This is a genomic window from Pseudomonas sp. 910_23, assembly GCF_052850795.1.
Genome location: NZ_VXCZ01000015.1, coordinates 14,041 through 32,601 on the forward strand (window position 1 = coordinate 14,041; position 18,561 = coordinate 32,601).

Sequence of the window (18,561 nt, forward strand, 5' to 3'; positions counted from 1 at the left end):
TATTTATTGTTGTCCCACTGTCGGCGCCAACTTCGGCGCCGCTGTTTTTCTTCATATATCGTCAACGATTACGCGGGGTGCCCTGCGGTGCGCGGTGCGGGTGGGTTTTTCGCGAGCAAGCTCGCGCCTACAGTGTTCGGTGAAAGGATCAACTGCGCGGCCTTCTCGGCGATCATCAGCGTCGGTGAGCAGGTATTGCCGGAGGTGATGCGCGGCATGATCGACGCATCGGCAATGCGCAGCCCGGGGATGCCATGCACACGCAGTTGGCTGTCGACCACGGCGTCCTTGTCATCGCCCATGCGGCAGGTGCCCACCGGGTGGAAAATGGTGGTGCCAATGCGTGCCGCGGCTTCGTGCAGTTGTGCTTCTGTTTGCAGCGCATCGCCAGGCAGGTATTCCACCGGCTTGAACTGGCTCAAGGCGGGCGCGGCGACGATGCGCCGGGTCAGGCGGATGGCGTCGGCGGCCACGCGCAAGTCCTCGGGGTGGCTGAGGTAGTTGGGTTGTATCAGTGGGGCATCCGCCGGGTTGGCCGAGCGAATATCCACGCGGCCGCGACTTTGCGGGCGCAGGTCGCAGACCGATGCGGTAAACGCCGGGAAGCCGTGCAACGGTTCGCCAAAGCGCTCCAGGGACAGCGGCTGCACATGGTATTCAAGGTTGGCCGACGTCTGCTCCGGCCCGGAGCGGGCAAATGCGCCAAGCTGGCTGGGCGCCATCGACAGCGGACCGCTGCGGTCGTACAGGTAGCGCAGGCCCATGCTCATCTTGCCCCACAGCGTGCCGGCGATCTGATTCAGGGTGCGCGCATTTTCCAGTTTGTAGATCAGGCGCAGTTGCAGGTGATCTTGCAGGTTGCCGCCCACGCCCGGCAGTTCATGCACCACATCAATGCCCAACGGTTTGAGCACGTTGGTGGGGCCGATCCCGGAACGCTGCAGAATGCCCGGCGAGCCCACGGCACCGGCGCACAATATGATCTCCTTGCGCGCTTTCCAGCTGAGCTGTCGGCCGTGTTGGCGCCCGACAACCTGGGAGGCTCGGCCGTTTTCCAGCAGCACACGGTCGACCTCCACCTCCGTCAACACAGTCAGGTTGGGGCGTTGGCGGATCGGCTTGAGGAACGCCTTCGCCGCATTCCAGCGCACCCCGGCCTTCTGGTTGACCTGGAAGTAGCCGCAGCCTTCGTTGTCGCCCTGGTTGAAATCATTGATGTTGGCGATGCCGCTCTGGGCTGCCGCCTCACGAAACGCATCGAGGATTGGCCACGACAGGCGCTGCCGCTCGACGCGCCACTCGCCACCATCGCTGTGGAATTCCGATCCACCGGCAAAGTGGTTTTCGCTGTGTTTGAACAGCGGCAACACATCCTTCCAGGCCCAGCCCGGGTTGCCTGCTGCCGCCCAGCCGTCGTAGTCCTGGGCTTGGCCGCGCATGTAGATCATGCCGTTGATGGACGAGCAGCCGCCGAGCACTTTGCCCCGTGGGTAGCTCAGGGCGCGACCTTGCAGGCCGGCTTGCGCCTCGGTTTTGAAGCACCAGTCGGTGCGCGGGTTGCCGATGCAGAACAGGTAGCCGACGGGGATATGGATCCAGGGATAATTGTCGCGGCCACCGGCTTCGAGCAGCAGGACGCGGTGGGCCGGGTTGGCGGACAAACGATTGGCCAGCAGGCAACCGGCGGGGCCGGCGCCGACCACGATGTAATCGTATTCAGCAGTTGCAATGGGCATCTGGGGGCTCGCTTGTTTTTCTTGTTGGCCCCATCCTAGTTGTTAGTTTTCGTCTTAAAAATGTTAGTTTTTACCCAGCTGCTGTGCGTTTTTAAACAGCGCGGTCCGGGCTCAGGCAATGGAGGCGATATGTTCGACTGGAATGACCTGCGGTTTTTTCTCGAGTTGCAGCGCAGTGGCCGCCTGCTCACCGCCGCGCAACGCTTGAAAACCACGCATGCCACCGTGGCCCGGCATATCGAGGCCATCGAGAAAAGCCTCGGCACCGCGCTGTTTGTGCAACACGCCCAAGGCTACGAACTGACACCCGCGGGCGAGGCGCTGCTCAAACATGCCGAAGTCATGGAGAACGTGGCGCTGCTGGCCGAAGACGAACTCACCCACTCAGCCGCGCCCTTGGGCAAGATACGTCTGGGGGTGGCCGAAGGTCTGGGCGTGATGTTCCTCGCCGGGCGCATGGGCGGGTTGTTCGAGCGTTACCCAGGTTTGGAAGTGGAGCTGGTGGCCGTACCGCGTTTTGTCAGCATCCTCAATCGCGAAGCGGAGATCAGCATCCACCTGGAACGCCCCAGCGTCGATCAATTGGTGACACGCAAACTCACCGACTACCGCCTGGCGCTGTATGCCAGCCGCGCTTATCTTGCGCGCAACCCGCCGATCGAAAAGCGCGAAGACCTCGCCGCCCATGCCTGGATCGATTACGTCGATGACCTGCTGTTCAGCCAGGAACTGAAGTTCCTCAACAGCTTCTGTCGCAACCCCAAGGTGGTGTTCCACAGCACCAGCGTGATCGCCCAGCACCAGGCGGCGCGTTCGGGGTTGGGCATTGCCGTGTTGCCATGCTTTATGGCGGCGGGCGACAAGGATTTGGTGCCGTTGCTGCCGGCAGAGAGCATCCAGCGCAGCTACTGGATCAGCTCGCGTCGGGAGTTGCACAAGTCGGTGCGGTTGCGGGTGTTGTGGGATTATGTGGTGGAGTTGTGCGCGCGCGAGCAGAGTTTGCTACTCGGCGAATCCCGCTGACACACACGGACTAAAAGGTGGGAGCTGGCTTGCCTGCGATGGCGGTGTATCAGTCACTCATGTGCAAGCTGACCCGCCGCCATCGCAGGCAAGCCAGCTCCCACATTTGATCTGAGTTTGATTTTAGAGCTTGACTACCTGATGCACCTGCTCGGCACACGCCCGAGCCTCGTCAATCATCTTGCCGAACGCATCACTGGCCACTTCAGCATGGGTCAGCCAGCGTTTCTTCTGGCTCAGGCGATAGTGGTAGCGCAGCGAGCCATCCTGCAGTTTTCCGTCCAGGTCCAGGTCGTACCAGGGCGAGCGCACTGTGCAGCCGGGGATGGCTTTTTCCATCTTCCCGCCTGTCAGGGTGTAGGTGTAGTCGTAGGTTTCCGGGTTGCCCAGGTAAAGGTCGGCCTGCTGCCCCTGGCGGCGATAGTTGATGTAGCCCTCCCACCGGTCTTTCAACGACGGGTCGGTGTAGACATAGTCATTGGCCAGTTTTTCCAGGGCGCGCTGATCATTCATGCGCGCGGTGACGCTATAACCGTCATGCACCACAAAACCGGTAGGTTCACGGGTGATCTGGCAGTCGCTGATGTCGTTGCCGAAGTTGGCGCAGATATTCTGGTCGGTGGCGGTGGTGCCTTGCTGGCGGTCGGCGACGCTCATTTGCATCAGCGGCAGGCGGCTGAAGGTGATCGTCGCCTTTACCGCGCCATCTCCCTCTTTGCCGTACTGCACCTGTTTGTCCAGGCGGATCGAGACTTCGGGCCGTTCCAATGGAATGTGTTCTTCGCGCACGTGGCCCTGGGCGTCGTTGACCAGCACCCAGCGGTCCTGAATGTCGGGCATGATCTGGCCCGGGGCGAAGACCGGATTGGTCGGGTCAAGCCACCACACCTGGTCATTCACTTCGGCACGCACGATGGCGTGGTTAGGCGCCTGGGTACCCGGAATCAGCAAGGAGTCGACCACATCGCCACGGCTCACCCACGCGGTCTCGGCCTTGATGCCACTGGCCTTGAGCATGGCCGTCAGCAGCGTCGCCAGGTCCTTGCAGTCGCCGTAGCCATGCTGCTCGATTTCCGCCAGGCTGAATGGCACATAACCACGCTCGCTGGCCCGCCAGTCACCCAGGTAGCGGTAGTGATCATTGATGTGCTGCATCAGCGCAGCCACTTGCTCGGCCGGTGCCAGGCTGCGTGCGGCGGCCACGGCGGCGGCGGCTTGCGCCGGCAGGTTGGCGCCGAGAATCTGGTTGTAACGCTGGGCGAAATCACCGAAGTAAGCCTGGCGTTCCACGGCGCTACCGACTTCCAGGCGTGGGATGCGCAGCAGGGCGGCAGCGGAGGATTCATTGATGTAGTTGAGGTAGATCGGGGCTTTAAGCGCCACGTCCAGGGTCTTGCCGTTGCTCGAAGGGGTCACGTTGAACGCGTCGAACATTTCACTGCGCCACTGGATCGGGCGTTCGGCGGTAAAGCGCGCCTTGAAGTGATCACGGCGGGCCGCGCCGGGGCCGAACTTGAGCACGTAATGGAACTGGGTCATCAGCGGTTTGGCCGGGTAGTGCTGGCGTACGGTGTAGCGGATCTTTGTGCCCACGCGCAAGTTGGGGAAGGCCAGGGAGGTTTGTTTGTCGCGGCTGAAGCCCTGGTCCGGGTTGGGCGCGCTGCGCGTGTCGATTTGAGTGGCCGCCAGGGGGACCGGCTTGGCGCCAGGCTGGGTGGACTGTGCGCTGATCACCTCAAAGGTATCGCCTTCGGAGTAATCGAAGTCGATGCGCGAAAGCATTTCGCGGCCGTTGGGCTTGAGGATCGTGTAGCGGTAAGTGGTGGTGCAGTCGGTACTGGCGTCGCGGTTGAAGTGGCAGTGCAATTCGGTGTCGTTGGCCAGCGGCGCTTCGGCTATAGGTTGCAGGGCAGCGCTGACGGAATGGGAAACAAGCCCCAGACTGATGGCAATCAAAGGGCGGTGAAACGAAAAACGGTACATGGGCGCCTCGGGTGACACATTGAAACAGCTACCCGGCGGGTAGCGAGAAGGCGCCGGATGATAATGGGTCTCAACGGCAAAAGCCAGGATTGTTCGACAATTTATCCCTCTGAAAGGCCCGTGCTAGAGCCTTTCTTTGATTCAAGTCAGGTTTTTGGCAAGTCGGTTTCGGCAGTTTTTAAAGAAACCAGCGATATTCCCGCGCATGAATCTCTTGCTGGAAAGCCAAGTGATCCTGGCGCTTGTTCTCGCAATACACATCGACAAATTCCGCGCCCAGCTTGTCGCGCACTACCGGTTGCTGCTGCATGGCGCGCACGGCGTCGAGCATCTCCACCGGGAAATCGGTGCCGCTGTTACGGTCTTCGTTCAGCGATGTGATCGGCTCGCGCTTGGCCTCAAGCCCATGCTCCAGGCCCATCAGGATCGCCGCCAGCACCAGGTAGGGGTTGGCGTCGGCGCTGGCCAGACGGTGCTCGATCCGCAGGTTGCGCGGGTCGGACTCGGGGATGCGCACGCACGCGTCCCGGTCTTCAAAGCCCCAGCTGGCGCGGGTGGCGGCGTTGACGGTGCCACCCAGGCGGCGCAAGGCATTGTGGTTGGGCGCGAAGATCGGCATGCAGTGCGGCAGCAACTCCAGGCAGCCGGCCACCGCGTGGCGCAGCGGTTGCTGTTGATGGGCGGCAAGCAGGTTATTGCCCGCCGCGTCGTAGAGGCTGACATGCACATGCATGCCGCTGCCGGGAAATTGCAGGTAGGGCTTGGCCATGAAACTGGCGCGGTAACCGTGCTTGAGTGCCACGCCCCGGGTGCTGCGGCAGAACAGTGCGGCCCAGTCGGCGGCGCGCAAGCCGTCGTCGCAGTGGCCAAAGTTGATCTCGAACTGGCCGGGACCAATCTCGGCCGTGATCACGGTGATGTCGATACCCTGTTCCTGGGCGGTTTGCGCCATGTCGTCGAGCACTTCGCTGAAGCGCGAGAGCCGCTCGATATGCAGGTTGGGCTGGTCGTCGGCGTCACCACTGAGCGGGTCTCGGGCAAATTGCGGCAGGCCGTTGTCGAGCTTTTTATCGAACAGGTAGAACTCCAGCTCAAACGCTACCACCGGGTGGATGCCCTTGTGCTGCAAGCGTTCCAGCACCTTGGCCAATACTTCGCGGGGCTCGAATTCGATCGGCGCTGCGGTGCCGTCCGAGGTGATGAGCATTTGCCCCAAGGGCTGCGATTCCCAGCTAACCGGCTTCAATGTGCCCGGCACCAGGCGGCGATTGGCATCCGGGTCACCGTCGTTGAAGCAGTAGTCGCCAATCTTGAACAACCCGCCCTGAGCCCCTAGCAATACCGCGTTCTGCGGCAACTTCAACGGGCTGCCGGCGGCGACTTTTTCAAGCATCTCCACCGGGTAGCGCTTGCCGTAGAAATGCCCGGGAATGTCCAGGGCGATCAGGTCGACATAACGCACGTCGGGGTGGTTCTGGCGAAAGGTCCGTACTTCGGCCAGCAACGTTGCAGATGGGCTTTTCACGGGTGCAGCTCCTAGTTGTAAACCCACAGGACGCGGGCGGGCAGGTCGGTCAGGTTGGCGTAGCGGCAGTGGGCGAAACTGGCCAGGTGGAAACTGTCGCCTTCGTAGAGGGTGACTGCATCGGGCTCACCCTCAACCCACAGGGTCAGCTCGCCCTCCAGCACAAAGCCAGCCTGCTCGGCGCGATCGCTCATGCTTTGCTCGCCGCTGTTGGCACCGGGGGCCAACAAGCTGTCGAGCATCGAGAAAGCACCGTTCATGCTCGGCGACACCAGGATGTCGGTGATGCCATTGGCGTAATACACCGTGCGCCGCTCGTTGGGGCGTGTCACCCAGTCCACCGCCTTGGGTTTGGGCAGGCTGTAGAAATAGGTGGTGGGCACATCGAGGGCGTGGCTGATGGCGGTCAGGTCGGCGACGGTGGGTTGCGACAACCCGCGTTCCACTTGGGACACAAACCCCACCGAGCGCTCGATCTTTTGTGCCAATTGCGCCAGGGTGAGTTTCTTGTGCTTGCGCAGGTCGTGGATCAGGGTCGCGAGAGTGGCGAGTTCTTGTTGCTTGTTCATGAAATTTAGTTCGAATAATTTCATGAAAAATTACATGATTAATTTCATGGAGGCAATCGGGAGGGAGTTTGAAGCGTATTTATTCTTGCTGGAACAGGAGCTGCTGGGGTGTAGCACGCGATCGGATGCGGATCGGGTGGGACAATTGTTGGCCGGACTTTATGGGTCAGCAAGGCCGAGCTGATCGCTGGGTTGCAGTATGAGGTGACCACAGGGGAAACTGAGCGGGCTGAATGATTCTGCGCCGCCGCGGTCGGAACCTGGGTACGCACCATTAATTGAAGGAGCACCCATGAAGTCGAAAACCTTAGCCGCTTGCCTGCTGGTCGCTGCCAGCTTTTCCACCGCCAGCGCTGTAGTGCAAGCCGGCGATACCCCTCAGGAAACCGTGCAACCTTCAAACATCAACGCCCGTGATTTGAAAGAGGGTGATCGCGCCCCGGACATGTTGATGCGCGAGGAATCAGCGATTAAAGACTGGAAAAAGCGCGGCCTCAAACAGCCTGAGGATGAGAGCCAATGGGCGCGTGTAGGCGACAAGTACGTCCTGCTCAAGACCACCAACGGCACCATCCTTGAGATTACGCCGGTCAAGAAATAATTCTGCCGGGCCACCTGCTCGTTTCGTGGTTCATGCGTTAAGGTAACCGACCGCAATGGTCGCGTTACCTTCACAGGAAAGAAGCAGGATGCTTGCCACAATAAGAACCTACCCCCGCACGGTGAACCTGCTGCTGTGCGCCACCTTGCTGCTGACGTTGGCCAAGGCCATCACCTTTCCCTACCTGGTGATCTACCTCACCAGCCACTTCGCCCTGGACATTACCCAGGTTGGCCTGGTGATCGGCAGCTCGCTGATCGTCGGCTCGCTGCTCAGCGTATACGGCGGCTTCCTGGTCGACCGCATCAACAGCTATCGGCTGTTGCTCGCATTGAGCCTGGTGTTTGTACTGGGGTTTATCGGCACGCTGTTGGCGCAGGATATCTGGGCGTTCTATGGCTGCCTGATCCTGATCAACCTGGCCTACGCGGTCATCGATATTGCGGTGAAAGCCGGCTTCGCCAGCCTGCTGCCCGAAGACGCACGCAGTGAAGTGTTTTCCATCAAATATACCCTCACCAATATCGGTTATGCCGTGGGGCCGGCCTTCGGGGCGATGGTGGCCAAGCTGGATATCAGCCTGCCGTTTATCCTGTCGGCGCTGCTGGGGCTCGGTTTTTTCCTGCTGTATTGGCGGTGGGGCGACCGTACCTTGGCCACTGTGGATGCCACGCAAAAACCGGTGCCGTTTCTGGCCGTCGCCCGTGTGCTGCTGCAAGATCGTCGCCTGGTGTGTTTCACCCTCGGCGGTTTGCTCAGTGCGGTGGTGTTCGGCCAGTTCACGGCCTACCTGTCTCAATACCTGGTAACCACCACCACCGCCGAATACACCTACACCGTGATCAGCGCAGTGCTGACCACCAACGCCGTGCTGGTGATTGCCTTGCAGTACCTGATTGGTCGGCGCATTTCGCATCGCTATCTCAGCCAATGGCTGATCGCGGGCTTGAGCATGTTCATGCTGGGGTTGATCGGTTTCGCGCTGTCCACCAGCGTGTTGTGGTGGGTATTGGCAATGGCGGTGTTTACCGTAGGGGAAATCATCGTGTTCCCGGCCGAGTACATGTTTATCGACCGAATCGCCCCGGACCACCTGCGGGGCATGTATTACGGGGCGCAGAACCTGTCCAATCTCGGTGCCGCGCTGGGGCCGGTGCTGTGTGGGCTGGTGCTGGCCAGCCTGCCGGCCCACTACATGTTCTATATGCTGGGGGCGTTTATCATTGGCGGCGGGGTGTTCTATTTCATGGGGGCGGCGATGAAGGCAAATCATCCAGCGTGAGCTTGCCGACGTTGTTGCTTTGCAGTTCGTAGCGCAACTCATCCACCATCTTCGCCACTTCCTGCGGGGTTTGCAGGCGATTGGTGCTGATGCCGGTAACCACCAGGTCGACACGGCCGGTTTCTGCGTCGTAGACCTTGAGGGTCAAGGACGCATCCCGGCACAGGGTGAATTCGCACGTCAGCGGTGACAGGCCTTCTTCGATGCAGTTGCGCAGTTGAGAGAGGGTAAACATGCAGATTCCTTCAAGGCATAAATACGATCCCTTGAAGGTTATGGCGTGCACCCTCGCGCCATAAGGCGAATTCGCACTAGGTGGACTAGTGCATTTGCAAGGGTCAGGGTTTGTTTTTAAGGCGCAATTCACCGGCGAACAGCCCGCGTTCACGGGCCCATACGATGGCCGCGCTGCGGCTGTGCACCCCCAGCTTGGAATACACCGTGGCCACGTGGTTGCGTACGGTATTGGGCGCCAGTTTCAGGCGCGAGGCGATTTCCTTGTCTGCCAGGCCCTCGCAGATCAGGCCCAGCACATCACGCTCACGGGCGGTCAGGTCGGTGAATGAGACATTCGGCAGGTTGGGGCTGTTGACGCTCTTGGCGTTGGCCAGTTTCTCGATCAGGGTCTGGCTGAACCAGGACGCGTCCTGCATGACTTCCTCGATGGCCGCCACCAGTTCCAGCTCCGAACGTTTGCGTTCGGTGATGTTCATCAGCACCATCAGGTAGCAGGGCACGTCCTGGATGATCACCGTGTCGGCTGACACCACGCAGTCGATCACCTCGTTGCCTTTCTTGCGCACCTTGAGGTCCTGGCCGTCCAGGTTGCCGGCTTTTTCCAGGGTGGCGAACAACTGCGCGCCGGCCTGGGGGCTGTCGATAAAGTTGATGTCTTCGATGGATTTGCCGATCAACTCCTCGCTGATGTAGCCGGTGATGGTCATGAAGGCTTCGTTGACATCCACCACCTGGCGGTTGTCGGCGCTGCACACCAGGGTCGGCACCGGCGTCAGGCGGAAGGATTTGGCGAAGCGCTCTTCACTCTGGCGCAGGGCAATTTCCGCTTTGCGTCGCGGCTCAAGGTCAGTGAAGGAAAACAACATGCAGTCTTCCTCGTTCATGTCCAACGGTTGGCCGGCGACGATCACCAGTTTGCTGCCACCTTCGGGCAATCTCAGTTCGGCCTGCATCTGCGGAATAGTTGCGCCTTCGCCCAGGCGCTGGATCGCCAGGTCCTTGCGCTCGGCCTGTTCCAGCACGTCCAGTTCATACACGGATTTGCCGATGACCTGGTCACGGTTGTAGCCGGTCATCTCCAGAAAACCCTGGTTGACCTTGATGTAGCGCAGGTCGCTGAGGCGGCAGATCACGGCGGGTGCGGGGTTGGCGTTGAAGGTTTTTTCAAAGCGTTGCTCGGCGCTCGCCCATTCGGTGGCGTCGCTGAGGATCAGCACCAGCAACTCCGGCTCACCCTGCGCGTCGGACAGTATCAGGCTGCGCAAGCGGTGCACCCAGTAGCGACTCTCGTCGGCGGCAGGGGTGACTTCCACCACCACATCGCTGAACTCTTCACCAGCGGCCACGCGGCTTAACGGGTAGCTGTCCAGCTGTAAAGGATGGTTATTGCGATAGCGCAAGGCGAAACGCTCGGCGTAGGCCTCGGTATTGGCACCCAGGTCCTCGACGGCGCTGACCCCGTGCATGGTCAAGGCAGCGTCATTGGCCCAGAGGATGGTCTGGTCGACCTCGGCCAGAATCACACCGTCGGACAACTCGGAAATGATCTGCTGCAACTGGCGGCGATTGGTTTCTTTGGCGAGAACATCCTGGGTCATAACGTCTCCGAAGGGGCGAGGCTTGAGTGCATTCGAGTACGACATCCCGGCTTCAGGATAGTGCAGAGAATTTGCCTTGGGAGGAGTGCGAATGCACCACCCGGCCTGGTGCATATGAGCCAGGACTGAACGTATGTCGTTTCGCCACACTCACACTCAACAAGGCGCATTGCCTTGCTTCTAAATTTGAAAAGGACCTTTGTATGACCACTGTCTATGAAACCAATCGATCGCTATTTCGTGTGTCATGGAGCTCGGTATTGGCCGGTAGTGCAATCGCACTGGTGACCTACCTGGTGTTGAGTGTGTTGGGTACGGCTATCGGCGCCAGCGCCGTTGACCCGATGGAAGCAGGTAACCCGTTGAGCGGCTTCGGCACGGGTGCGGGTATCTGGTTGTTTGTCTCGACCTTGGTCGCCATTGCGTTGGGTGCGTTTGTGGCTGGACGCACGGCGCCGGATCGCGGCGGCCTGCACGGGGTGCTGACCTGGACCCTGACCACCTTGCTCACCACCTGGCTGTTGGCAGGCTTGGCTTCCAGCGTCGTCGGCACTGCCGGCAACGTCGTGGGTAAAGGCTTGTCTGCTGCCGGCAGTGGTATCGCGGCCGCAGCGCCGGGGATCGGCAACAGCATCAAGCAGCAGTTGAACGAGCAGGGGATCGAGCTGGACTGGAACAGCCTGCAAGGCCAACTCGATACCTTGCTCAAGCAAAGCGGCAAGGCGGAATTGGACCCGGCCAACGTTGAGCAAAAAGCCGACCAGGCGGCTGCCGATGGCAAACAATCGGCCACCGATGCAGCGACCAACCCCGCCCAGGCCGGTGACGAGCTCAAGCAGTGGTTCGAGCGCGTAAAAGCGTCCGGCGAGCCAGCCTTGAATGCAGCGGATAAAGAAGCCCTGGTCAACATCGTCGCGGCCCGTACCGGCAAGAGCAAAGAAGAAGCCACCCAGATTGTCGACAACTATGCCCAGGCTTATCAGCAAGCCATGCAGAAGGTCGATGAGCTGAAAAAACAGGCTGAACAAAAAGCCCGTGAAGCCGGTGAAGTGGCGGCCAAGCAATTGTCCCGCGCTGCATGGAGCACCTTGGCCATGCTGCTGTTGGGCGCGGCTTTGAGCTTCTTTATTGGTCGTATCGCGTTGACTACCCGTCGCGTGCCTTTGGCGTAAAACTGTCTGCGGCAAGGACGCCGCCTGTGGGAACGGGTAAAATGCTGGCCTTTTACCCGTATCCCGCAAAGGTGCCCCTTGAGCGCAGGCAAAGCCGTTGGACTGTTATTACTCACTTCTCTGTTGGCGGCGTGTGGCACCTCGCCGCCACGCACGCCCAATGACCTGTGCGGCATCTTTCGCGAAAAAGATGACTGGTACGACGCCGCCAAGGTCACGCAAAAGCGTTGGGGCGTGCCGATCCAGGTGCCGTTTGCGATCATGTATCAGGAGTCGGGCTTTCGCTACGACGCCAAGACCCCGCGTAAATACCTGTTATGGATCATCCCATGGGGCCGAGTGTCCACGGCAGCGGGCTACGCCCAGGCCAAGGATGAAGTGTGGAACGACTACCGCAAAGCCACCGGCCGCAGTGGCGCTGATCGCGAAGACTTCGACGACGCCATCGATTTTATCGGCTGGTACATGGACAAGACTTACACCATCAATGGCGTCTACAAATACGACGCCTATGGTCAATACCTGAACTACCACGAAGGTTGGGGCGGCTACCGCCAGCGCACCTACGCCAGCAAAGCCTGGCTGCCGCCGGTAGCGAGCAAGGTGCAGGCGCGTTCGCAGATGTATGCGCGGCAATATGCCGGGTGCAAGGATGAGTTGGGGCGAGGCTTCTGGAGCCGGTTCTGGCATTGGTTGTAGAAACCGGGGCTGCACGCAAATCAATATGTGGGAGGGGGCTTGCTCCCGATAGCAGGGTGTCAGTCAATGATGCAGGGGCTGATGCCCCGCCATCGGGAGCAAGCCCCCTCCCACAGTAGATTGCGGTACGGCGCTGGTTCTGTGGCGAGGCTGTTGGCAGCCTGACAGCGGACGGCAATCTAATTGGCAGTGACCAACGAAGACTAGCCACGTGATTCGAACGGCGCAAGCGGTTGGGATTCTCTCGGAAACGTCCTGCAAGTTAAAGGGAAATGTCATTGTTCCAACTGTTCCTACGCTTGCCAAACCCAGCCGAATCTGGGAGAACCCCAGCCTTTCACCCTTCAATGAGACCCCCATGAGCAACGACGAACTGCAAGTCACTGACATCCGCCTGGGCACCGGCAAAACCGTGGTCAAGGGCGCGCTGATCACCACCCAATACACCGGCACCCTGGAAGATGGCACGGTGTTCGATTCCTCCTGGGAACGGGGCAAACCGTTCCAGTGCGTAATCGGCACTGGCCGCGTGATCAAGGGTTGGGACCAGGGCTTGATGGGCATGCAGGTTGGCGGCCTGCGCACCTTGTACGTACCGGCGCACCTGGCCTATGGCGAGCGTTCCATGGGCGCGCATATCAAACCCAACAGTAACCTGCGTTTCAAAATTGAACTGTTGGAAGTACTGACCCGGGATGATTGAAGAGATTGAACATGGACGTTGACCCCCAGGTGTTGCCTGGCTGCTCCCTCAAAGACATTCGGGTGGTTGAGCTGCTTGGCTGCGATGAGGCTGAGCTGCAGCAGTTTTTTGAACAGGCACCGGATTACTTCATCGCGGTGAATGGCGAGCCGGCTACCCCGAGCGAAGCACGGGAAGAATTACACGGTCAGTTACCCGCTGGCTGGCAGTGCAGCCGCATGTACTGGCTGGGCTACCGCGATACGCAGGACCAACTGGTCGCCGTGGTGAATATCGCCGCAGATTTGCTCGCCGCGGGGGTGTGGCATATCGGCTTGCTGCTGGTGCATTCGCGCTGGCACGGCAGCGGGCTGGCGCAGCGCTTGCACTCGGACCTTGAGGCATGGGCGGTGGCTAAGGGCGCGCAGTGGCTACGGTTGACGGTGGTGGTAGGCAATATCAGGGCGGAGCGCTTTTGGCCCAGGCTTGGGTATGTCCAGGTGCGAACTCGCGAGGGCATCAGGATGGGGCGTCAGGTGAACAGGGTGTCCATCCAGATCAAACCTCTCGGCAACGAGACCATTGCGGGCTATCTGGCGCTGGTTGAACGGGACCGACCCATCACCCTGTAGCACGTACCGGTCTCATGGGCGCGCGGCGCCTGATTTCTCCAGCTCCTTGCTTTCAACCGTGATCCCAAATCTGCCGTACAGCTCCTTTCGCCCCTTGGGCGTCAAGGCCAATGCTCGACTATCAAGGTCCTGGATCACCCATTTGCGGCTTATAACGGCTTGTAGAACAGCGGCCCCCAGTGCGCCGGCGAGGTGAGGGCGGCGCATGCTCCAATCCAGGCATGAGCAAGCGAAACGACGTCGCTGTGCCCTTACGGTTTCTATCTCGACACCGAGCCCTGTCATCGCTTTTTCGCCCTCCACGCTGAGCTGATACGTACCGTCACCAGCGACTGGCATGCTCAACCAGCCGGCGTCGATGAAATAGTCGTGCAGTTGTACAGCCAGGGATCCTGCCATGTGGTCATAACAGGTCCGCGCCAACTGCAATCGACCGGGGGCCGTCGAAACGAACTGGGTCTGCGCGTTTCGGCTGATCACCATGAGAGCTTCAATAGCTTGGGCCACGTGCGCGTCTGCCAGGCTGAAGTAGCGGTGCCTGCCCTGCGTGTGCAGTTTTATCAAACCGTCCTCTTTGAGCCTTGCCAAGTGCGCGCTCGCCGTGGATGCACTGACATCGGCGATGACTGCCAATTCGGTGCTGGTACGGGCGTGACCGTCCATCAGCGAACAAAGCATTTTCGTCCTCGCGGGCTCCGCAATGGCGCCTGCGACACGGGAAATAGCAGTGTCATTGCTTTGGGAATCCATATTTCGTTCCTGAGCGAATTGTGGGGGGGACGATTGCTCGATAGTAGCCGTTCTTTGTGAAAAGGACTGCCAAAATGACGCCGTTTGAAGCCGCTACTCATGTCGATCCCTACGTTTATTACTCATGCCTCAGGCAGCAAAGGGAACTGTTGTTCGATGCAGATCTTGGTGTATGGATTGCCAGTGGCGCCGGCGTTGTCGAGGCCATTCTGGAACATCCCGACTGCCTTGTACGTCCACTGCACGAGCCGATTCCAACTGCCCTTGCGCAAGGCGCCGCAGGCCATGTTTTCGGTCGTTTGATGCGCATGAACGAGGGGACGCAACATCAGTGCCCGCGCAGGGTTATCGAGCCCATCCTGGCCTCGATGGGCACGCAAAACATCGCAGGCCTCGTGGCGCAGGTCGTCGAGACATTTGATATCTCGGGCGATAACCCGAATGAGTGGATGTTCACGTTGCCGGTTTCGGTCATTGCATCCTTGATAGGTTTCACATCCAGCCAGCTAAAGGAAGTCGTGCAGCTGACACGGGATTTTGTTGCCTGTCTGTCGCCGTTAAGTGACGAGGCTCAACTCGGTAAAGCCCATTGCGCGGCGGCACGGCTGAGCCAAATGTTCCAAACGCTGCTGAGTAACGATGATAAAGGTAGTGGTGTGTTGGGCCGTCTTTATAGCGATTACGACGCTTCAGCCTGGGAAGACGATGATGCATTGATCGCGAATCTGATCGGGCTATTGTCACAGACCTGCGAAGCCACCGCCGGGCTGATCGGCAACACCCTTATAGCGCTCCAACGTAAGCCTGAGCTGTTTGAAGGCATGCAAGCCACACCGACGCTTGTCGCTGAGTGGGTGGCAGAGGTCGCGCGCCACGATTCACCGGTACAAAACACTCGGCGGTTTGTTGCCAGGCGATGCAAGATTGGCGACAGCGTTTTAGAGGCGGGCGATACCATTTTATTATTGCTCGCTGCTGCCAACCGAGACCCCTGCGCCAACCCAGACCCCGACAGCTTCTTGCTCAAGCGGGCGCGACGACGAACCTTCAGCTTCGGCTCAGGCAGACATCAATGTCCAGGCCAACCCTTGGCATTGGCTATTGCCTCAGAAGTGATTTCGGCATTCTTGCATCGACAGCCCAACCCTTCTGCCCGTGATTATCGCTGGCGTTATTTGCCTTCCCTGAATGGCCGTATCCCACAGTTCTGCCGTGATGAGGAGACTCAACAATGATCGCTGTTATTTTTGAAGCCTGGCCGCACGAGGAGCACTACCAGCGTTATCTCGACCTCGCTGCCGAACTCAAGCCCCTGCTGGCTCAAATCGATGGTTTCATTTCAGTTGAGCGTTTCCAGAGCCTGAGTGAACCTGGAAAACTGCTGTCGCTATCATTCTGGCGTGACGAGGAAGCAATCCAGCAGTGGCGCAGCCTTGAGCTACATCGAGCAGCTCAATCAGCAGGCCGTCGGCAGGTTTTTGCTGACTACCACCTGCGTATTGCTCAGGTAGTGCGCGATTACAGTCTCGAAGATCGTGTCCAAGCGCCGGCCGATAGCAGGCAAGCTCATGAATGAAAGCACAGCACCTGGCCCATAGCTGGGGCGTATCTGCGAATTCAGTGTGTCAGGCAGTGAATGCGTAGCTGACACACCTCTTCGGGAGCAAGCCCCCTCCCACATTTGCTGGCAGATGGGGTTGAGAAAGGCATTCCTGAACCCATCCTGAAGAATTTTCGTGTTCTCCATGTGGGCACCTTCCTACGGTTTACTCGGCCACCATCGGGGCGTAAGCTTCGCGCGTTTTCATTAATAGCGGAGACCCTCAGTGGGTACTTGTTCGAGTGACAGTCGTCGGCCGGTTTCGGTAACCGGCATCTACTTGGCAAGGTAACGCGCATTTTCCAGATGCCGTTGTCTCGCCTCACAAAGCGAGAAGCGGTATCCCGGCAGTGGCCCGTCCTGGCGCCTGCCTGAATCCCTCTCATCGACGCTGACCAGCACCGGGGTAACGCCTGGATGCTACGGACGCGCCTGCCTTTTACGGCCGGCGGGCCATTTTCTCCGCCTGGAGATGCTTGAGACTGTGACTGACGCCAGTGTCAGCCGCGAAGTACCGCCCAGCCTGGCGCACATGGGGCCGCTGGCACACTACTTCAAATTGCAGGCGCTGGCGTCGCTGTACTTCGTATTTTTGCCCGCGATTTTGCTGGCGTACATGGCGCTGACCCAAGCGGTGAAGGGCTACATCCGCAAGTTTGGCTGGCAGTAATACGTTTTATGCAACACCGCAAAAACCTGTGGGAGCCGGGCTTGCCCGCGATGACGGTGTATCAGTCGCCTGATTCATTGGCTGACGCGCCGCTATCGCAGGCAAGCCAGCTCCCACAGGGACCTGCGGTGCTTCCAATTTGCCGCTGCATTCATGGAGATTTTTTTATGCAGGCAATCAACAACATCAACCTCAACTCCCTGATCGATACCGTGGTCAGCCTCAGCGCGGCGTTTATTCTGGGTGGTTTGATCGGCTTCGAGCGCCAGTACCGCCAGCGCACCGCGGGCTTGCGTACCAATGTGCTGGTGGCGGTGGGCGCGGCGATTTTTGTCGACATGGCCAACCGCCTCGGTGGTGCGGAAGGCGCTGTGCGTGTAGTCGCTTACGTGGTGTCGGGCATCGGCTTCCTGGGGGCCGGTGTAATCATGCGTGAAGAAGGCAACGTGCGCGGCCTCAATACGGCGGCCACCCTGTGGGCTTCGGCGGCGGTGGGCGCCTGTGCCGGTGCCGACCTGATCCTTGAGGCATTGCTGGGCACGCTGTTTGTGCTGGCGGCCAATACCTTGCTGCGACCGATCGTCAACAACATCAACCGTCAGCCACTGGACGTGGTATCGGCAGAGGTCACCAACATCCTTTACGTGATTGCGCGGCGCAGCCAGCAACAGGCAGTGATGGTCCTGTTGGAAGCCGAGCTGGCGCGCTGTAACTACCCGGCCAGCGATGTCGACGTGCGACCATTCGGCAGTGAAGAAGTGGAAATCGAGGCCACTCTGGCCGCAACGTCGGTCGATGGCGATGAGCTGGATGCACTGGTGACGCGCATCTCCACGTCAACCCTGGTGGTACAGGCCTTCTGGAGCCCGAGTACCACCGACTGATCCCTCTGGGCACGCCAGGATTGGCTAAGCTTAGTTGTGGAAAAATCCTACATATAGTCAGGAATATCCCTTCAATTGAAACATCTTGGCGTTGGTAAGGTTGGGCACTTGCGGCTGTTGGGTCGTTGTGGTCCGGCGTCCGTGGTTATGCTGAGTTAATTGAAGGGGCCAGACATCGCCTGGTTATCGCCATGAGGGTATGCAGTGCCGCTCGTCGGAACTGTCATTTCTCACAGGTATCCAGTCCCGGTGTTATGTGTAAGGGTATTTTGTCCACATAGGGAAGTTTTATGAGCAAAGCATTAATTGTGGATGACCATCCATTTATCTGCGCGACGGTCAAACACCTTCTGAAATCGGAAGGGTTTACTGAAATCTACCAAGCAGGGGATGGGGCAGATGCAATGCAGTTGGCCAGGGAGCAACGTCCCGAGCTGATTATTCTCGACCTTGCGCTGCCAAAACTGGGTGGGTTGGAGGTTATCAGCCGGGTCAAGGCACTGGCCCTGCCGTGCAAGATTCTGGTGCTCACCTCCTACATGGCGGTGTTCTTTTCTACCCGCTGTATGCGTGCCGGAGCGATGGGGTTCGTGGCCAAGACCGGGGAGTTGGACGAGTTGATCAAAGCCATCAGGGCGATCAGGTCGGGCTACAGCTGCTTCCCCAGTTTGCCGACCAGTTCGGTACGCCGTGATGACCTGCAGGAAACGGAACGACAAATGATCGAGTCATTGTCGGACCGTGAATTGACCGTATTGCAGATGCTGGCCCTGGGGCTGGGCAATAAGGAAGTGGCCGCGAAAATGCTGCTGAGCCACAAGACCATCAGCACCTACAAGACTCGACTCAAGGAGAAGTTACGTATGTCCTCGGTGGTGCATTTGTCCAAGTTTGCCCAGCGCAACCATCTGATCTGAG

The 18,561-nt window shown here is 59.4% G+C and carries 19 protein-coding genes; 12 read left to right on the forward strand and 7 right to left on the reverse strand.

The window, feature by feature from the left end; all coding sequences use genetic code 11:
• Positions 1–68: 68 nt before the first annotated feature.
• Positions 69–1,736, reverse strand: coding sequence for a GMC family oxidoreductase (locus FW800_RS18125; protein WP_446438164.1), 1,668 nt, complete (start codon positions 1,734–1,736; stop codon positions 69–71).
• A gap of 129 nt (positions 1,737–1,865) precedes the next feature.
• Between FW800_RS18125 and FW800_RS18130 the strand changes: the two genes are divergently transcribed.
• Positions 1,866–2,759: a LysR family transcriptional regulator gene (locus FW800_RS18130; protein WP_148854144.1), complete on the forward strand. Its 894-nt coding sequence runs from the start codon at positions 1,866–1,868 to the stop codon at positions 2,757–2,759.
• Positions 2,760–2,882: 123 nt separating this feature from the next.
• Here the strand turns inward: FW800_RS18130 and FW800_RS18135 are convergent, their stop codons facing one another.
• The 3 genes from FW800_RS18135 to FW800_RS18145 all read right to left on the reverse strand — a co-directional run bounded on the left by FW800_RS18135 (position 2,883) and on the right by FW800_RS18145 (position 6,836).
• Positions 2,883–4,742: a DUF3857 domain-containing transglutaminase family protein gene (locus tag FW800_RS18135; protein WP_446438165.1), complete on the reverse strand. Its 1,860-nt coding sequence runs from the start codon at positions 4,740–4,742 to the stop codon at positions 2,883–2,885.
• Positions 4,743–4,920: 178 nt separating this feature from the next.
• Positions 4,921–6,267, reverse strand: a complete 1,347-nt coding sequence (locus FW800_RS18140; RefSeq protein WP_032876747.1) for a glutamine synthetase family protein — start codon at positions 6,265–6,267, stop codon at positions 4,921–4,923.
• 11 nt (positions 6,268–6,278) lie between these two features.
• Positions 6,279–6,836, reverse strand: coding sequence for a helix-turn-helix domain-containing protein (locus FW800_RS18145; RefSeq protein WP_446438166.1), 558 nt, complete (start codon positions 6,834–6,836; stop codon positions 6,279–6,281).
• Positions 6,837–7,128: 292 nt separating this feature from the next.
• On the opposite strand from FW800_RS18145, the gene FW800_RS18150 reads away from it, so the two are divergent.
• Both FW800_RS18150 and FW800_RS18155 read left to right on the forward strand, forming a co-directional pair.
• Complete coding sequence (locus tag FW800_RS18150) at positions 7,129–7,437, forward strand: RcnB family protein (protein ID WP_005786954.1); 309 nt, start codon at positions 7,129–7,131, stop codon at positions 7,435–7,437.
• Positions 7,438–7,525: 88 nt separating this feature from the next.
• Positions 7,526–8,719 carry an MFS transporter gene (locus FW800_RS18155; RefSeq protein WP_032876744.1) on the forward strand — a complete coding sequence of 398 codons (1,194 nt, stop codon included), beginning with the start codon at positions 7,526–7,528 and terminating at the stop codon, positions 8,717–8,719.
• Here the strand turns inward: FW800_RS18155 and FW800_RS18160 are convergent.
• The gene (locus tag FW800_RS18160) at positions 8,682–8,954 is read right to left on the reverse strand and encodes a DUF1652 domain-containing protein (protein WP_032876742.1); all 273 of its coding nucleotides are present in this window, start codon (positions 8,952–8,954) and stop codon (positions 8,682–8,684) included. The two genes, FW800_RS18155 and FW800_RS18160, sit on opposite strands and share 38 nt — an antisense overlap.
• A gap of 103 nt (positions 8,955–9,057) precedes the next feature.
• Entirely contained in the window at positions 9,058–10,554 is a 1,497-nt protein-coding gene (locus FW800_RS18165) for a PAS domain S-box protein (protein ID WP_446438167.1), read from the reverse strand.
• A gap of 203 nt (positions 10,555–10,757) precedes the next feature.
• On the opposite strand from FW800_RS18165, the gene FW800_RS18170 reads away from it, so the two are divergent.
• The 4 genes from FW800_RS18170 to FW800_RS18185 all read left to right on the forward strand — a co-directional run bounded on the left by FW800_RS18170 (position 10,758) and on the right by FW800_RS18185 (position 13,739).
• Positions 10,758–11,726 (forward strand): hypothetical protein, encoded by a 969-nt coding sequence (locus tag FW800_RS18170; protein WP_019821429.1) that lies wholly within the window; start codon positions 10,758–10,760, stop codon positions 11,724–11,726.
• A 78-nt stretch (positions 11,727–11,804) separates the two neighbouring features.
• Complete coding sequence (locus tag FW800_RS18175; protein ID WP_005786964.1) at positions 11,805–12,425, forward strand: transglycosylase SLT domain-containing protein; 621 nt, start codon at positions 11,805–11,807, stop codon at positions 12,423–12,425.
• Positions 12,426–12,783: 358 nt separating this feature from the next.
• Positions 12,784–13,128: an FKBP-type peptidyl-prolyl cis-trans isomerase gene (locus FW800_RS18180; protein ID WP_446438168.1), complete on the forward strand. Its 345-nt coding sequence runs from the start codon at positions 12,784–12,786 to the stop codon at positions 13,126–13,128.
• Positions 13,129–13,139: 11 nt separating this feature from the next.
• Positions 13,140–13,739, forward strand: a complete 600-nt coding sequence (locus tag FW800_RS18185; protein ID WP_446438169.1) for a GNAT family N-acetyltransferase — start codon at positions 13,140–13,142, stop codon at positions 13,737–13,739.
• A 12-nt stretch (positions 13,740–13,751) separates the two neighbouring features.
• On the opposite strand, the gene FW800_RS18190 is transcribed toward FW800_RS18185, so the two are convergent.
• A complete protein-coding gene (locus tag FW800_RS18190) occupies positions 13,752–14,489 on the reverse strand; it encodes an ArsR/SmtB family transcription factor (RefSeq protein ID WP_446438170.1) in 738 nt (245 codons plus the stop codon).
• A gap of 74 nt (positions 14,490–14,563) precedes the next feature.
• Between FW800_RS18190 and FW800_RS18195 the strand changes: the two genes are divergently transcribed.
• The 5 genes from FW800_RS18195 to FW800_RS18215 all read left to right on the forward strand — a co-directional run bounded on the left by FW800_RS18195 (position 14,564) and on the right by FW800_RS18215 (position 18,560).
• Positions 14,564–15,724 (forward strand): cytochrome P450, encoded by a 1,161-nt coding sequence (locus tag FW800_RS18195; protein ID WP_223018800.1) that lies wholly within the window; start codon positions 14,564–14,566, stop codon positions 15,722–15,724.
• A complete protein-coding gene (locus tag FW800_RS18200) occupies positions 15,721–16,065 on the forward strand; it encodes an antibiotic biosynthesis monooxygenase family protein (protein ID WP_032876723.1) in 345 nt (114 codons plus the stop codon). Before FW800_RS18195 ends, FW800_RS18200 begins: the two co-directional genes overlap by 4 nt.
• Positions 16,066–16,573: 508 nt before the next feature.
• Positions 16,574–16,759, forward strand: a complete 186-nt coding sequence (locus FW800_RS18205) for a hypothetical protein (RefSeq protein WP_446438218.1) — start codon at positions 16,574–16,576, stop codon at positions 16,757–16,759.
• A gap of 167 nt (positions 16,760–16,926) precedes the next feature.
• Positions 16,927–17,643, forward strand: coding sequence for an MgtC/SapB family protein (locus FW800_RS18210; RefSeq protein ID WP_005786976.1), 717 nt, complete (start codon positions 16,927–16,929; stop codon positions 17,641–17,643).
• Between the two features lie 290 nt (positions 17,644–17,933).
• Complete coding sequence (locus tag FW800_RS18215) at positions 17,934–18,560, forward strand: response regulator transcription factor (protein ID WP_032876719.1); 627 nt, start codon at positions 17,934–17,936, stop codon at positions 18,558–18,560.
• The last annotated feature ends 1 nt before the right edge of the window (position 18,561 follow it).

Bases quoted from the DNA above. Each gene is read 5' to 3' on its own strand.
- FW800_RS18200 (WP_032876723.1), top strand. From the start codon at position 15,721: ATGATCGCTGTTATTTTTGAAGCCTGGCCGCACGAGGAGCACTACCAG.
- FW800_RS18145 (WP_446438166.1), bottom strand. From the start codon at position 6,836: ATGAACAAGCAACAAGAACTCGCCACTCTCGCGACCCTGATCCACGAC.
- FW800_RS18210 (WP_005786976.1), top strand. From the start codon at position 16,927: ATGCAGGCAATCAACAACATCAACCTCAACTCCCTGATCGATACCGTG.
- FW800_RS18135 (WP_446438165.1), bottom strand. From the start codon at position 4,742: ATGTACCGTTTTTCGTTTCACCGCCCTTTGATTGCCATCAGTCTGGGG.
- FW800_RS18190 (WP_446438170.1), bottom strand. From the start codon at position 14,489: ATGGATTCCCAAAGCAATGACACTGCTATTTCCCGTGTCGCAGGCGCC.
- FW800_RS18165 (WP_446438167.1), bottom strand. From the start codon at position 10,554: ATGACCCAGGATGTTCTCGCCAAAGAAACCAATCGCCGCCAGTTGCAG.
- FW800_RS18160 (WP_032876742.1), bottom strand. From the start codon at position 8,954: ATGTTTACCCTCTCTCAACTGCGCAACTGCATCGAAGAAGGCCTGTCA.
- FW800_RS18170 (WP_019821429.1), top strand. From the start codon at position 10,758: ATGACCACTGTCTATGAAACCAATCGATCGCTATTTCGTGTGTCATGG.
- FW800_RS18125 (WP_446438164.1), bottom strand. From the start codon at position 1,736: ATGCCCATTGCAACTGCTGAATACGATTACATCGTGGTCGGCGCCGGC.
- FW800_RS18150 (WP_005786954.1), top strand. From the start codon at position 7,129: ATGAAGTCGAAAACCTTAGCCGCTTGCCTGCTGGTCGCTGCCAGCTTT.
- FW800_RS18180 (WP_446438168.1), top strand. From the start codon at position 12,784: ATGAGCAACGACGAACTGCAAGTCACTGACATCCGCCTGGGCACCGGC.
- FW800_RS18185 (WP_446438169.1), top strand. From the start codon at position 13,140: ATGGACGTTGACCCCCAGGTGTTGCCTGGCTGCTCCCTCAAAGACATT.
- FW800_RS18155 (WP_032876744.1), top strand. From the start codon at position 7,526: ATGCTTGCCACAATAAGAACCTACCCCCGCACGGTGAACCTGCTGCTG.
- FW800_RS18195 (WP_223018800.1), top strand. From the start codon at position 14,564: ATGACGCCGTTTGAAGCCGCTACTCATGTCGATCCCTACGTTTATTAC.
- FW800_RS18215 (WP_032876719.1), top strand. From the start codon at position 17,934: ATGAGCAAAGCATTAATTGTGGATGACCATCCATTTATCTGCGCGACG.
- FW800_RS18130 (WP_148854144.1), top strand. From the start codon at position 1,866: ATGTTCGACTGGAATGACCTGCGGTTTTTTCTCGAGTTGCAGCGCAGT.